The organism is Burkholderia sp. BCC0506 (assembly GCF_902833145.1).
In the GTDB taxonomy this organism is placed as follows: domain Bacteria; phylum Pseudomonadota; class Gammaproteobacteria; order Burkholderiales; family Burkholderiaceae; genus Burkholderia.
In genome coordinates this window covers 239,992-254,404 of the sequence record NZ_CADFEN010000009.1, presented here as the reverse complement: position 1 = coordinate 254,404, position 14,413 = coordinate 239,992, and the positions used below count along the sequence as shown (strand labels likewise).

The 14,413-nt window shown below is 68.2% G+C and carries 13 protein-coding genes and 1 pseudogene; 8 read left to right on the top strand and 6 right to left on the bottom strand.

What is annotated here, in order from left to right:
* Positions 1-3 precede the first annotated feature (3 nt).
* Positions 4-1,473 (top strand): ribonuclease G, encoded by a 1,470-nt coding sequence (gene rng, locus HWX62_RS22050; protein ID WP_175930622.1) that lies wholly within the window; start codon positions 4-6, stop codon positions 1,471-1,473.
* 80 nt (positions 1,474-1,553) lie between these two features.
* Here the strand turns inward: rng and HWX62_RS22045 are convergent, their stop codons facing one another.
* Positions 1,554-1,934 carry a DUF1493 family protein gene (locus HWX62_RS22045; protein ID WP_175930621.1) on the bottom strand — a complete coding sequence of 127 codons (381 nt, stop codon included), beginning with the start codon at positions 1,932-1,934 and terminating at the stop codon, positions 1,554-1,556.
* 2 nt (positions 1,935-1,936) lie between these two features.
* Positions 1,937-2,083 (bottom strand): annotated as a pseudogene (locus HWX62_RS22040) (STM2901 family protein); the annotation flags it as partial.
* A 337-nt stretch (positions 2,084-2,420) separates the two neighbouring features.
* On the opposite strand from HWX62_RS22040, the gene HWX62_RS22035 reads away from it, so the two are divergent.
* The 4 genes from HWX62_RS22035 to HWX62_RS22020 all read left to right on the top strand — a co-directional run bounded on the left by HWX62_RS22035 (position 2,421) and on the right by HWX62_RS22020 (position 5,963).
* Positions 2,421-2,756, top strand: coding sequence for a 50S ribosome-binding protein YggL (locus tag HWX62_RS22035; RefSeq protein WP_175930620.1), 336 nt, complete (start codon positions 2,421-2,423; stop codon positions 2,754-2,756).
* 377 nt (positions 2,757-3,133) lie between these two features.
* A complete protein-coding gene (locus HWX62_RS22030; protein WP_175930619.1) occupies positions 3,134-4,099 on the top strand; it encodes a PRC-barrel domain-containing protein in 966 nt (321 codons plus the stop codon).
* On the top strand, positions 4,096-5,355 hold the full coding sequence (locus tag HWX62_RS22025) for an MFS transporter (RefSeq protein WP_175930618.1): 1,260 nt from the start codon (positions 4,096-4,098) through the stop codon (positions 5,353-5,355). The genes HWX62_RS22030 and HWX62_RS22025 overlap by 4 nt, the downstream gene beginning before the upstream one ends.
* A gap of 41 nt (positions 5,356-5,396) precedes the next feature.
* Complete coding sequence (locus HWX62_RS22020) at positions 5,397-5,963, top strand: FUSC family protein (protein WP_175930617.1); 567 nt, start codon at positions 5,397-5,399, stop codon at positions 5,961-5,963.
* A 58-nt stretch (positions 5,964-6,021) separates the two neighbouring features.
* On the opposite strand, the gene HWX62_RS22015 is transcribed toward HWX62_RS22020, so the two are convergent.
* Both HWX62_RS22015 and msbA read right to left on the bottom strand, forming a co-directional pair.
* Positions 6,022-6,411 (bottom strand): RcnB family protein, encoded by a 390-nt coding sequence (locus HWX62_RS22015; RefSeq protein ID WP_175930616.1) that lies wholly within the window; start codon positions 6,409-6,411, stop codon positions 6,022-6,024.
* Positions 6,412-6,503: 92 nt separating this feature from the next.
* The gene (gene msbA / locus HWX62_RS22010; protein ID WP_244136079.1) at positions 6,504-8,255 is read right to left on the bottom strand and encodes a lipid A export permease/ATP-binding protein MsbA; all 1,752 of its coding nucleotides are present in this window, start codon (positions 8,253-8,255) and stop codon (positions 6,504-6,506) included.
* A 223-nt stretch (positions 8,256-8,478) separates the two neighbouring features.
* On the opposite strand from msbA, the gene HWX62_RS22005 reads away from it, so the two are divergent.
* From HWX62_RS22005 to HWX62_RS21995, 3 genes are all read left to right on the top strand, one after another.
* Complete coding sequence (locus HWX62_RS22005) at positions 8,479-9,231, top strand: glycosyltransferase family 2 protein (protein ID WP_175930614.1); 753 nt, start codon at positions 8,479-8,481, stop codon at positions 9,229-9,231.
* A gap of 139 nt (positions 9,232-9,370) precedes the next feature.
* Entirely contained in the window at positions 9,371-10,213 is an 843-nt protein-coding gene (locus tag HWX62_RS22000; protein WP_175930613.1) for a glycosyltransferase, read from the top strand.
* A gap of 131 nt (positions 10,214-10,344) precedes the next feature.
* Positions 10,345-11,625 carry an O-antigen ligase family protein gene (locus HWX62_RS21995; RefSeq protein ID WP_175930612.1) on the top strand — a complete coding sequence of 427 codons (1,281 nt, stop codon included), beginning with the start codon at positions 10,345-10,347 and terminating at the stop codon, positions 11,623-11,625.
* A 127-nt stretch (positions 11,626-11,752) separates the two neighbouring features.
* Here HWX62_RS21995 and HWX62_RS21990 read toward each other — a convergent pair whose 3' ends face one another.
* Together HWX62_RS21990 and HWX62_RS21985 are read right to left on the bottom strand one after the other, a co-directional pair.
* Positions 11,753-12,931 carry a glycosyltransferase family 9 protein gene (locus HWX62_RS21990; protein ID WP_175930611.1) on the bottom strand — a complete coding sequence of 393 codons (1,179 nt, stop codon included), beginning with the start codon at positions 12,929-12,931 and terminating at the stop codon, positions 11,753-11,755.
* Positions 12,932-13,082: 151 nt separating this feature from the next.
* Positions 13,083-14,174 (bottom strand): glycosyltransferase family 9 protein, encoded by a 1,092-nt coding sequence (locus tag HWX62_RS21985; RefSeq protein WP_175930610.1) that lies wholly within the window; start codon positions 14,172-14,174, stop codon positions 13,083-13,085.
* Positions 14,175-14,413: the final 239 nt, after the last annotated feature.

Sequence of the window (14,413 nt, the reverse complement as noted above, 5' to 3'; positions counted from 1 at the left end):
ACCATGAACGAAGAAATCCTGATCAACCTCACGCCGCAGGAAACGCGGGTCGCACTCGTGCAGCAAGGCGCGGTGCAGGAGCTTCACGTCGAGCGCACGCTGTCGCGCGGACGGGTCGGCAACATCTATCTCGGCAAGGTCGTGCGCGTGCTGCCCGGCATGCAGTCGGCGTTCATCGACATCGGCCTCGAGCGCGCGGCGTTCCTGCACGTCGCCGACATCTGGCATCCGCGCCTCGCGGGCGAGCCGCAGTCGGGCGCGCCGCACCAGCCGATCGAGAAGATCGTGTTCGAGGGCCAGACGCTCATGGTCCAGGTGATCAAGGATCCGATCGGCACGAAGGGCGCGCGGCTGTCGACGCAGGTCAGTATCGCGGGCCGCACGCTCGTCTACCTGCCGCAGGAGCCGCACATCGGCATCTCGCAGAAGATCGAGAGCGAAGCCGAACGCGAGGCCGTGCGCGCACGCCTGACGGCCGTGATCCCGCCGGACGAGAAAGGCGGCTACATCGTGCGCACGATCGCCGAGGACGCCACTTCCGACGAGCTGGCCGGCGACGTCGCGTACCTGCGCAAGACGTGGGCGACGATCGTGGCGCAAGCGCAGCGGCTGCCGGCGACGAGCCTGCTGTACCAGGATCTCGATCTCGCGCAGCGCGTGCTGCGCGATTTCGCGAACGACGACACGACGCGCATCCAGGTCGATTCGCGCGAAACGTACACGCGCCTCGCGGAATTCGCGGGCGAGTTCACGCCGGCCGTGAGCCCGAAGCTGCATCACTACACGGGCGAACGGCCGCTGTTCGACCTGTACAACATCGAGACGGAAATCCAGCGCGCGCTGTCGCGCCGCGTCGACCTGAAATCGGGCGGTTACCTGATGATCGACCAGACCGAGGCGATGACGACGATCGACGTGAACACCGGCGGCTACGTCGGCGCACGCAACTTCGACGACACGATCTTCAAGACCAACCTCGAGGCCGCGCACACGATCGCGCGGCAACTGCGGCTGCGCAACCTCGGCGGGATCATCATCATCGACTTCATCGACATGGAGAACGCCGAGCATCGCGACGCGGTGCTGTCCGAGCTGAAGAAGGCGCTGTCGCGCGACCGCACGCGCGTGACGGTCAACGGCTTCTCGCAGCTCGGGCTCGTCGAGATGACGCGCAAGCGCACGCGCGAATCGCTTGCGCACGTGCTGTGCGAACCGTGCCCGACCTGCCAGGGCAAGGGCCAGGTGAAGACGTCGCGCACCGTGTGCTACGACATCCTGCGCGAGATCCTGCGCGAGTCGCGGCAGTTCAACCCGCGCGAGTTTCGCGTGATCGCCGCGCAGCAGGTGATCGACCTGTTCCTCGACGAGGAGTCGCAGCATCTGGCGATGCTGATCGACTTCATCGGCAAGCCGGTGTCGCTGCAGGTCGAGTCGAATCTGAGCCAGGAGCAGTACGATATCGTGCTGATGTGACGCCGTGCTCGTGTGCGGTTGCGCGAAACGTGCCACGGCGACGCACGGATTTCGTGCAACCTGCATGCGTGGGGGAACGGCTATTCGTCGCGGGTCGCCTCCCGTGAGAAACGCTCGATCGCTTCGGTATCCCATCGGCCGAGGCGCATCGCTTCTTCCAGCATGCCGAGTGTGAGCGGTATGCGCGGCGGCTTGCGGTAACGCTCCGAAAACAGCGCGAGAAATGTCGTCACCATGTCTTGCCCCTCGGGACCGAAGTAGCGGTCGTAAGGAAACTCGGCGACATGCACACCGAATGTTTCTGCCCATTTGTCGATGAACTCGACTGCGTCGATGCCCGTCACACCCAGATCCTCTTCGAGGCGCGACAATGGTTCGATCCTCAGCTGACCGCCGAACAACGGTCGACCAAGCTCTTCACGCGCAAATAAGGCCAGCTTTTCCCACGTATCGGTCGGCATGATCAGAACACCCTGTCTTCTGGTTTGGCGACGGCGTTGTACCGGCGCACCGTGTTGAACATGATGACGGCCGCATCTGCGGCCAGAAAAACCTCCCCGATCACCGGAATGGTCCTGCCGACCCATGCGCCGAGATTCTTCGTGGACGCATCCAAAAAAACAAATCCCCCGGCGTGAGATCCTCGCGCCCCTCGTACGCATAGCGATTGTCCGACATACGGCCCTCGTTGTTGTTCGAATGACCGCAGACCTTAGCAAAGCGGACCACGCTCGCCATCCCTGTATCATTCGGTCAGGCGTGCAATAGACCGCTTGACCAGGCCACACGGCGAAAGGCGCATCGCGCAATTGTTTAAGAACCGTTTCGGGAACGGTCCCGCGATACGCCCGCCTTCGCCGCCGGCCTCGCCCATGCCGCATGTCGACCGGGCGCCCGCGCCATCCGCCGCGCTATCCTTTCTCACCTCTCGTTCATCACCACACACCATGAGCCAAGGCCACAACCGCCGCCAGCGCAAGAAACTCCACATCGGCGAATTCCAGGAACTCGCGTTCAACGCCACCGCGCATTACCGCAACGACATGACCGACCTCGAGCGCGGCCAGTTGATCGATGCGTTCATCGACTTCGTCGAAGCGAACGGGCTGCTGACCGTCGCGTCCGCGGACGAAGGTATCGGCGCGTACGTGATCTCCGGTGCGCCGCGCGGCACGACGACCGATGCCGACCGCGAACTCGTGCGCGGGTGGCTGGCCGCCCGTCCGGAACTGAAGGACGTCAAGGTCAGCGAATTCACCGACGCGTGGTATCCGGACGCCTGATCTCCCGGTTTTCACGCTGCTTCGGACGGCGCCCGCGCCTGCCCGCCATCACGGCGGGCCAGGCGGGCGTTGCGTCCTGCGAATGGCCATGATTGCGGCGCGATTGCCGCTGTCCGCAGGCGGCCGCCCGGCGCGTTGAGCCGGGAAGCCGGGGAGCCGGGGCCCGCATCGTCGTCGACCGGGCAACGCAGCCGGACCTCCTCCAACCGGCCTCCGATTCCTTCCTTTCCCCCACGGTCCGCCTGCAACAGGCCTTCGAAACCGGTCCTGAAAGCAAGACACGTTAAACTCTCACCTCGCGTGGTGCGCCGCCCGCACCCGCCATCCATCGCCAGCGCGTGCCCTCGGGCCGCCCCCGACCCATGGAGTGAGTGTCAATGAGCGGCGGACTCCCGTTTCCCGCATCCTGCAAGTCGTTGCCGTCGTCGACGGTCTTCCTGATTCTCGCCGCCGCCGCGCTGCTGTCCGGCTGCGGGCTGCTGCCGGTCCAGAACCCGCCCGCGCCGATCAGCGAGGCGCTCGTCGAGCCGGTCGAGGAAACCGCCGGCGAGCCGCTGACGATGCCGCCGGTGCCCGCGCCGACGCAACCGGAAGAACCGGAAGCGCCGAAGAAGCCGCACCGCGAGGTGGCGCGGCCGAAGCCCGTGCAGCGCCCGGAATCGCCGACGCCTCCACCGCCTCCGCCCCCGCCGCTCGTCGCGACGCGCCCGCTCGACCGCACGCAGATCCACGCGCTGCTCGACAGCGAGGTCGCGCGCCGCAACGGCAAGGTGGTCGGCCGCGCGGTCGACATGGTGGTCGACGCGAGCGGCAAGCCGCGCGAGATGATCGTCAACCTGCAAGGCTTCATGGGCATCGGCGACCGCAAGGTCATCTTCCCGTGGAACGTGTTCCGCTTCACGCCGGGCGGCAAGCAGGAGCCGATCGTGCTCGACGTGCCGTCCGGCGACCTGCCGCCGGCCGCGCGGCCGAAGGCCGTGCCGCTGTCGGGGTCAGCCGCGGCGTCGCCCGCGACGCGACTGCCGATGCTCGACAGCGACGTCGAGCGCCCGAACGGCACGAAGATCGGCCGCATCGTCGACGTACTGATCGACCGCGGCGCACAGCCGCAGGCCGTCGTGCTCGACCTCGGCGGGCTCGTCAATCCCGACCGCCGCTCGATCGCCGCGAGCTGGGGCGCGCTGCGCTTCGTCACGCGCGACAAGGCGCTGCGCCCACAGCTCGACCTGAACGACGCCCAGATCAAGGCAGCGCCGCCGTACGCGGCCGACAAGCCGATCGTCGCGGTGTTCCCGCCCGTTGCCCCGGCCGTGCCGGCTTCGTCTGCGAGTGCCACCCGATGACGATCAAGCATTCCGTCAGCGTTCGCAGTCTGCGGGCCCTCGACTGGCTCAACTTTTTCGTTGCAAACGTTCAAACCGGGTTCGGTCCGTTCATCGCGTCCTACCTCGCGTCGCACAAGTGGACGCAGGGCGAGATCGGCATGGTGCTGTCGATCGGCACGATCAGCGCGATGGTCAGCCAGGTGCCGGGCGGCGCGGCCGTCGATGCGCTGAAGAACAAGAAAGGCGCGGCCGCATGGGCGATCGCGGCCATCATCCTGTCCGCGGTGCTGCTCGCGTCGAGCCCGACGATCGTGCCGGTGATCGCCGCCGAGGTGTTCCACGGCTTCGCGAGCTGCATGCTCGTGCCGGCGATGGCCGCGATTTCGTTCTCGCTCGTCGGCCGCGCCGACCTCGGCGACCGGCTCGGCCGCAACGCGCGCTGGGCGTCGATCGGCAGCGCGGTCGCGGCGGGCCTGATGGGGCTCACCGGCGAATACTTCTCCGCGCGCGCGGTGTTCTGGCTGACCGCCGTGCTGGCGCTGCCCGCGCTGTTCGCGCTCGCGATGATCCAGCCGACGCACCAGGTGATTCCGCAGTCGTCGAAGCCTGACGATCTCGACGAGGCCGGCGAGCGCGAAACGCTGCTCGAACTGTTGCGCGACCGCCGGATGCTGATCTTCGCGGCCTGCGTCGTGCTGTTCCACCTGTCGAACGCCGCGATGCTGAACCTCGCGGCCGGCGAAGTGACGGCCGGGATGGGCGAGAACGTGCAGCTCGTGATCGCCGCGTGCATCATCGTGCCGCAGGCGATCGTCGCGATGCTGTCGCCGTGGGTCGGCCGCTCCGCGCAGCGCTGGGGGCGCCGGCCGATCCTGCTGCTCGGCTTCTCCGCGCTGCCGGTGCGCGCGCTGCTGTTCGCCGGCGTCGGCAGCCCGTACCTGCTCGTGCCGGTGCAGATGCTCGACGGCATCAGCGCGGCCGTGTTCGGCGTGATGCTGCCGCTGATCGCGGCCGACGTCGCGGGCGGCAAGGGCCGCTACAACCTGTGTATCGGGCTGTTCGGGCTCGCGGCCGGGATCGGCGCGACGCTCAGCACGGCCGTGGCCGGCTACGTCGCCGATCACTTCGGCAACGCGGTCAGCTTCTTCGGGCTCGCGGCCGCCGGCGCGCTCGCGGTGCTGCTGGTCTGGTTCGCGATGCCCGAAACCCGCGTCGAGAACGGCGATGCGACGGCCGACGAACCGGCGGCCGCGTCGCCCGAACAGGCGCATTGACGGCGGCGCGGCGCCGCTACCCGCTTCTTGGCCGACGCACGATGGATACGATCAGGACACTCAACGAAGCCCGCCAGCAGATCCAGCAGTCGATCTTCGATCTGTTCAAGGGGCTGTCATTCAGCGAGCGGCTCGCGCAAGGCGGGCTGATGGCGCTGCAAGCCGTCTGCGGCGCGTGCCTCGCGTACGCGATCGGCCGCGCGATGCATACCGAGCAGGCCGTGTGGGCGGCGATCACCGCGATCGCCGTCACGCAGCACAACTACTCGGACACGATGTCGCTGTCGCGCGACCAGTTCATCGGCGCGATGGTCGGCGGCGTACTCGGCTTCGCCGGTGCGGCGTTGGGCGGCGATCGCCTCGTCGCGTATGCGATCACCGTCGCGGTGGCGATCGTCTGCTGCTGGTGCCTGAACGTCGGCAGCGCGGCGCGGCTCGGCGGCGTGACCGCGACGATCGTGCTGCTGTTCCCGGGCAACGGCCCGTTGTGGGACGTTCCGCTGATCCGGCTCGGCGAAGTGACGCTCGGTACGGTGTGTGCGCTGGGCGTGTGCTGGCTGATGTCGAGGATCGAACGGCGCTGGTTCCGCCGCGCGGCGGCGAAGTGACGCGGTACCGGGCAACGCGCCCGGCACCGGGATGAACGATCGGAACGCGGCGCGACGGTTACGGACCGACCCGCAGCACGATGCCCGAGCCGATCTGCACGAGCAGGTAGTCGCCGCCGACGCCGACCCAGTGGTAGCCGCGCGGCGGCGCACTCAGGTGGTAGCCGCGCCAGTCGTCGACCACGTACTGGCGATCGCGGAACTCGTCCGGCAGCCGGTCGCCCTTGTGCCACTCGCGGCGCGGCTGGTCGGCCCAGCGCGGCGGTATGTCGTCGCGATGCATCGCCTGGCCGGGCGGCATATGTTTCGGGCCATGGCCGCGCTGCATGCCGTGGCCGCCGCGGTCATCGCGATTGTCGTGGTTGCCGTGATCCTGCGCCGTCGCCGCCGTGGCGGCGCAGCCCGCCGCGATCAGTGCGGCCAGCATCATGCCGTGCATCCTCTTCATTGTCTTTCCTCCGTGGTGTCACGTCGAACGAGAAACGACCGGGACTGCCCGATGAAGACTAGCACACGGCATCGCAGCCGCATGACCGCGCGTCACGCCGCCTGCTGCTGGTACTGGATCCGGTGCAGGTGCGCGTACAGGCCGCCGTGGCGCAGCAGTTCGTCGTGGCTGCCCTCTTCGACGATCTTGCCGGCCTCGAGCACGAGGATGCGGTCCGCGCGCTCGATCGTCGACAGCCGGTGCGCGATCACCAGCGTCGTCCGGCCTTCCATCAGCCGCTCGAGCGCGGCCTGCACGTGGCGCTCCGACTCCGAATCGAGCGCCGACGTCGCTTCGTCGAGGATCAGGATCGGCGCGTCCTTGTAGATCGCGCGCGCGATCGCGAGCCGCTGGCGCTGGCCGCCGGACAGCCGCATCCCGTTGCCGCCGACCAGCGTATCGAGCCCGTCGGGCATCGCGGCGACCGCCTCGGCGAGGTTCGCGGCCTCGAGCGCGGCCTGCACGCGCGCGCGGTCGGGCGTCTGCCCGTACGCGACGTTCGCGGCGATCGTGTCGTTGAACAGCACGACGTCCTGGCTGACCATCGCCATCTGGCTGCGCAGCGCGTGGAGATCGTAGTCGGACACCGGCACGCCGTCGACGAGGATCGTACCGCCCGTCGGGTCGAAGAAGCGCGGCAACAGGTTCACGAGCGTGGTCTTGCCGCTCCCGGACGGGCCGGCCAGCGCGATCATTTCGCCGGGCGCGACCTTGAACGAGATGCGGTCGAGCGTCGGCCGTTCGGCCGCACCGTAGTCGAACGACACGGTGCGGAACTCGATCTCGCCGCGCGCCTGCGACAGCGGCCGCCCGCCGCCCTGCGGCTCGGCCGGCTCGTCGATCAGCCCGAAGATCAGCTCGGCGGCCGTCATCCCGCGCTGCAGCGGCTGGTTGACGTCGATCAGGTGCTTGAGCGGCGAGATCACCAGCAGCATCGACGTGACGAACGCGACGAAGCCGCCGACCGTCGTCTGATCGTTCGACGACTGCACGACCGCGATCGTGATCACGACCGCGAGCGCGATCGACGCGAGGAACTGCGTGAGCGGCTGCGCGAGGCCGCCCGAGATCGTCATGCGCATCGCGTAGCCGCGCAGGCGCTTGCTCATCGTCGTGAAGCGGTCGATCTCGTACGCTTCGCCGTTGTGCACCTTGACGACCTTGTAGCCGCCGACCGTCTCCTCGACGATGTACGACAGCTCGTTGGTCAGCGTCTGGTGCTCGCGGTTCAGGCGGCGCAGCCGGCGGTTGATCTTGCTGACGAGCCAGCCGATGCCCGGCAGGATCACCGCGACGATCAGCGTGAGCCGCCAGTTCAGGTAGAACAGGTAGCCGAGCAGGAAGATCACCGTCAGCGAGTCGCGCACGAGCGTGACCATCACGCCCGTCAGCACCGACAGGATCTGGTTGACCTCGAACACGATCGCGTTGATTACCGTGCTCGCGGTTTCGCGCTGGAAGAACGACGCGCCGGTATGGATCATCCGCTGGAACATCTCGAGCCGCAGTTGCAGCAGGATACGGTTCGATACGTAGTTGAGCAGGTAATTCGATGCGTACTGCGATACGCCGCGCACGAGCGCGAGGCCGATCACCGCGATCGGCACGTACCACTTCGCGCGGTCGCTGCCGTGCGAGCCGAAGCCGTGGTCGAGCAGCGGCTTGAGCAGCGCCGGAATACCGGCCTCGGTGGCCGCGACGACGCCCATCGTCACCACGGCGAGCACCACGATGCCGACGAGCGGCCGGATATACGGCCACAGGCGCTTGAGAACCGTCACCGGCGAGGTACCGGTGCCGTCCATCGGTTTGCGAAGAGTGTTCTGGGTTTCCAAGGCAATCCTTCTTGAGCCGCGATGCGGCGCCCGGCGCGTGGCCGCCCGGGTGTGCGCCCAGTCGGGCGGGTGCCGAAAAGGGCTCAACATTATAGCTGCACCGCCCCGCCGGCACGGTCGTCGCCGATGCGGCCCGCGGCCGGCCCGAAGGTATACTGCCGCTCACCGTTTTCTCCGCCTTTCCGACGATTTCATGGCTGAACCCTCCCTCGGCGTCGCCCTCATCGCCCTCAACGCATCCGCGCGGCTCGCGCAGTGTCTCGATGCGCTGTCGTTCGCCGACGATATCGTCGTCATCGACGGCGGCAGCACCGACGATACCGTCGCGATCGCGCAGGCGCACGGCGCGCGCGTGATCGTCGAGCGCGACTGGCCGGGCTTCGGCCCGCAGAAGAACCGCGCGCTCGACGCGCTCGACACCGACTGGATCCTGTCGCTCGATACCGACGAAGTCGTCACGCCGGAGCTCGCGCAGTCGATCCGCGATGCGATCCGCGCGCCGACCGCTCAGGTGTATGCGCTCGACCGGCTGTCGAGCTTCTGCGGCCGGTGGATCCATCACAGCGGCTGGTATCCGGACTGGGTGCCGCGGCTGTTCCGGCGCGGCGCCGCGCGGTTCTCGGACGATCTCGTGCATGAGCGCCTCGTGTTCGATGCCGCCGCGCAGCGCCTGCCCGGCAAGCTGATGCACTACTCGTACGAGGATTTCGAAACGGTCGTGCGCAAGCTCGACGCGTATTCGACGGCCGGCGCGCGCCAGCGCCGCGCGGCCGGCCAGCGCGGCGGCTTCGGCAAGGCGCTCGGCCGCGGCGCGTGGGCGTTCGTGCGCACCTACGTGCTGCGGCGCGGGTTCCTCGACGGCCGCGCGGGCTTCATGATCGCGGTGTTCAACGCGGAAACCGTGTACTACCGCTTCCTGAAGCTCGGTCACGAACCGGCCCGCTAGGGCCTGCTCGCGCTGATAACGGGCTTGCGCCCGCCCGGCGCGCGGCCGGCCCGGCGTTACAATGCCGGGCTGCGCGCACCGCGCGTATCCGCCCGGGCGGCTGCGCCGCGCGCCACGACGACCACCGAATCCGACCGCCATGTTCTCCATCATCATCCCGACCTGGAACAACCTGCCGTACCTCAAGCTAGTCGTCGACAGCCTGCGCCGGCACTCCGCATACGACCACCAGATCGTCGTGCACGTAAACGACGGCTCGGACGGCACGCTCGACTGGGTACGCAACGAAGGGATCGAACACACCGCGTCGCCGACCAACATCGGCATCTGCCATGCGGTCAACCTGGCCGCGGCGCGCACCACGCGCGACTACGTCGTCTACATGAACGACGACATGTTCTGCTGCCCCGGCTGGGACACGGCGCTCGTGCGCCGCATCGAGCGGATGCCGACCGACCTTTTCATGCTGTCGGGCACGATGATCGAGCCGGTCGACACGCGCAACCCGTGCGTCGTCGTCAGCGATTTCGGCCGCGACGCCGAGCAGTTCGACGCGGCGGGCCTCGTCGCCGCGACCCCGAAGCTGGCGCGCGCCGACTGGCTCGGCTCGACCTGGCCGCCGACGCTCGTGCACCGGGACTGGTGGAACCGCATCGGCGGCTACAGCAGCGAGCTGTCACCCGGCATGAGCAGCGACAACGACTTCTCGATGAAATTCTGGGATGCCGGCTGCCGGATCTTCGTCGGCGTCGGCGACAGCCTCGTGTACCACTTCCAGCAGAAGAGCACCGGCAAGATCGTCAAGAACGACGGCCGCCGCCAGTTCCTGAATAAATGGGGCATGACCCAGGCGACGTTCGACCGCTACTACCTGCATCGCGGCGAGCCGGTCGGCACGCAGATCGCGCTCGATACGCCGGTTGTGGAGGGCCGCCTCAAGCGTGCGCTGTTGCGCTCGCGGATCAAGCGCGCGCTCAGCTGATCCCGCCCCGAAAACCGCACGGAAACCTGTTCGGCTTCGCGTATACTGCGCCGTTCGTCCCGGATCTCTCGCCGGGATGCGCGGCGCAATGCACGCGGCGCGCGCCGTATTCGTCCATACGACAGGTTCCGATGCTTTCGTTTTCCACTCCCGCCACGCGGCGCCTGACCGCCGCCCGTGCCTTCGCCGTCGCCGCGCTCTGCATGGTGCCCGTCTCGACCGCGCTGACCAACGTGTTTTGCGGGCTGTTCGCGGTCGCGCTCGTGATCTCCCCCGAATTCTGGCGCGACTTGCGCTCGTTCGTCACCGACCCGGCCTCGCTCGCGGCGCTGTTGATCCTGGCCGCGCTGGCCGTGAGCGTCGCCTATACGGTCGCGCCGCACAACAAGGCGTGGAACTGGGTCGCGAAGTACGACAAGCTGCTGCTGCTGCCCTTCGCCGTGCTCGCGTTCCGTCATTCGAACTGGGCGCCGATCGTGCGGCGCTGCTGGTTCGGCACGCTGTGCGTGATTCTGCTGCTGTCGACGACCAACTACCTCGGGCTGACCGCGGTCGGGCCGGCCTATGCGACCCAATTGCCGCTGTCGCGCGCGTGGGTGTTCAAGAACCACATCGCGGCCGGCATGTTCGGCGCGCTGCTCTTCTACCAGGCAGCCGATCTCGCGCTGGCGGCCCGCACGCGGCTGCCTCGCGTCGCGTATGCGGGCATCGCCGCGTGGTCGCTCGTCAACGTATTCGTCATGCTGCAGGGACGCACGGGACAGATCATCGCGCTGCTGCTGATCCTCGTCGTCGCCGTGCGTTTCGTGCTGTTGCTGCGCCGGCAGTCTGCGTTGCGCGCAGGGCTCGCCGCCGGCGTGTTGATCCTCACGGGCGCCGCGCTCGTGGTTGCCGCCTGCACGGTTCACAACGGCCGGTTGACGAAGGTCGTGACGGAAGTGCAGCAATACCGGCAGAGCGATGCGGCCACGTCGACCGGACTGCGCCTCGAGTGGTACAAGAAGGGGCTCGAACTGTACCGTCAGCGGCCGGTGATCGGCTACGGTGCGGGCGGCCTCGAATCCGAATTCGAAAAGCTCACGGCAGGCAAGACGGCTGCCGAAGGCCAGCTCACGTCGAATCCGCACAACGAATACCTGCTGATGGCCGTGCAGCTCGGCACGCTCGGCGTGCTGCTGTTCGTCAACCTGATCGTGCAGATCGCGCGCGGCAGCCGTGCGCTCGATCCGCGCTCGCGGCACCTGCTGCTCGCGTGGCTCGCGATCTTCACGATCGGCAGTCTCGCGAATTCGCTGCTGCTGGATTTCGCCGAAGGGCACCTGATCGTGCTGCTGGCCGGCATCCTGCTCGGCTGCGGCGAACGCAGCGAAGCGCTGCCGCGCGAGACGTCGGCAATCCGGCGCAGCGTGTAACGCACGCCGGCATACGTTCCGCTGTCGTGCCGGCCCGGTTCGGCCGCAGTGCACATCCGTCGTCGATACGGGCAAGCCGCGTGGCTGCCCGCGAAACACGCCGCCCTCGAACGAAGAAACGCGCGCGTCAGTCGGATCCGGCGCGGTGCAGCCGCGACGTGTCGACGATGACATCGGCCTGGCCCGGCGGATTCAGCCCGAGCATCTCGGCCGCCGCGGCCTTCACTCGCTGCGCCCCCAGATGGACGAGGCAGTCGCTGCGGCTGTCGACGTGACGCTCGCAGCCTTCGTGCCGGCACGGCACGCAATCGCCTTCCCCCTGCAACAACCACACGTTCCCGTGCCGGCCCGAGCCGCGCAGCGACCACGGATTCTCGGTCGCGGGCCAGTGCTGCGGCCACGGCCCCCAGCGCACGGGGTCGGACGGACCGAACAGTGCGATCGTGTCGGTGCCCGTCGCGGCCGCGACGTGCGTCGCACCGGTGTCGGGCCCGATGAAGAGTCGCGCGCGCCGTACGAGCTCCGCGCTCTCGCCGAACGTCAGGCGACCGACCAGGTTCAGCACATCGCCGCCCGCCTCGGCCGCGACCTGCTCCGCATATTGGCGCTCGCTGTCGGCCGGGCCGCCCGACAGCGCGACCGCAAAGCCCTGCTCGCGCAGCCAGCCGATCATTTCGACCCAGCCGTCGAGCCGCCACTGCTTGTAACGGAACATCGGATACGGGTGCAGCACGACCAGCGGCTTGCCGGCGCGAATCGCCGGCGACTCGGCGAGCCACGCGTCGAAACGCGCGCGCCGCGCGGGATCGTCGCCGATGCCGGGCGCGACGACCTCGGACACCGGCTCGATACCGATCACCGGCGCGAGCGCCAGCGTACTGACGACCGTATGCGCAGATTCATGGTGATTGATCGCGATCCCGTTCAGCATCATCCGCGTGAGCCACGTGACGCGGTTCGGATCGACGAGGCCGACCCGCTTGCGGCCGGCGAACCAGCTGTAGAAACGCGGCCGGTCGGAACTCAGCGCCGCGCACGCGAGATCGTAGCGGCGCCACATCGACAACGCGTCGCGCAGCCGCTCGCGAAATCCCGCGCGCTGCGCGACGACGATCACGCGGCGTACGTCCGGATTGTGCTCGAGCACGCCCTCGGTGCCGCGAAACACCAGCATGTCGATCTGCGCGTGCGGCCAGCGGGCCTTCAGCGACCGTACGAGCGGCGTCGTGAGCAGCACGTCGCCGATCCGGCGCGGCGCGGCAACGAGAATGGTTCTGGGCGGACGGGCGGAAGAAAACAGGGCCACGGCGATCGTCGAGCTGGCTGAACAAGGCTGGCAATGTACAGGATTTTGCGGCAGCCGGCGCGGCATCGCGCACCGCGCCGCGCAGACTGCCGCGAGCCGGGCCCGCCAGCGCGGGCGTCGTGCGGTACGCGGCCAGCCGGCCCGCCCGGCGCTACGAAGCGATTGTCTCGATCGCGGGCGCCGTGGCGGCGGCCCGTTGCGCGAGCGTCGTGCCGGCCGGCGCTTCGTCGCGATGGTCGGCGTGCGAAAGCAGATGGCGCACCGCGCGCTCGACGGCATCGACACCGATCGCATCGACAGTCGGACCCGCACGCAGGATCACGTGCGGCACGCCAAGCGGATGCCAGCGCAGGTATTTCTCGGGACGGTCCTCGAACAGCGCGGCCACCGGTACGCCGAGCGCCGACGCAAGATGGACGGGCGCGCTGTCGGCCGAGACGATTGCATCGAGCAGGCTCGCAGCCGCCATCAGCTCGGCGACCGACGACGGCGCGACATGCCGCGCATTCACGTCGCGCCATCCATCGTCCGCGGTCGCGTGACCGCCGATGGCCGGATCGCGAAACACGATCACGTCGGCGACCGGCGCGAGCCGCTCGCCGAGGTCGCGCCAGCGATCGGCGGGCCAGCGCCGTTCGACCGCCTTGTTCGACACGAACAGCCCGACGCGCGGCTTCGTGCGCGCGCCGAGCAGGCGATGCCACACTTCCTGCAGCGCGCGATCGGGATGAACCGACAGTTCGAGACGGTCGAGATCGGCGCAGCCGAGTTCGGGCACCAGGCGAAAACCCGACAATGCCTCGTGGCACATCGGACGCCGCGAGACATGCTCGGGCTTGCGATCGTCGAACTCGGTCTCGGCATCGTGCCAGCGGCAATCCTTCGCGCGAAGCTGGCGCGCGAACTGCACGCTGCTGCGATGCATGCCGCCGTTCGGCACGATCACCAGGTCGAACCGCAAGCGACGCAGACGGCGCACGAGCCGCAGCCGGTCGAAGAACGCGCGCATCCGTCCGGGACGGTCGTTGCGCTCGCACTGACGGCTATACACGTAGGTATGGATCGTGTGCACGTTCGGGTTGCCGGCCAGCGCGGCCGCGTTGTAGCGGTTCGCGACCACATGCAATTCCGCGTCGGGCCAGCGCGCCTTCAGCGCGCCGAGAAACGCAGTCGTGCACAGCATGTCGCCCAGAAAATCTATCCGGATCACGAGGATCCGCTGCGTCGGCTTCCCATTGGCCATGGTCGTGTAAACAATCCGTTTTTATCGTCGCGACGAGCCGCTCCACGGCCCCCTGCTCCAGCGTGGCCCTGTCGCGCATTGCCGCATGCCGCATGAATCCGTCCCCGTTTGCGTGCATGCTGCCGGCTCTACTCCCCGTTCAAACCTGCGGCAAGCGCCGGGTTGGTACGGTCAGCGCGGGATTGTATAGCGTCCGGATGGACAATCGAAGGCCCTGTTGCCCGCGCACGTAAAAACGG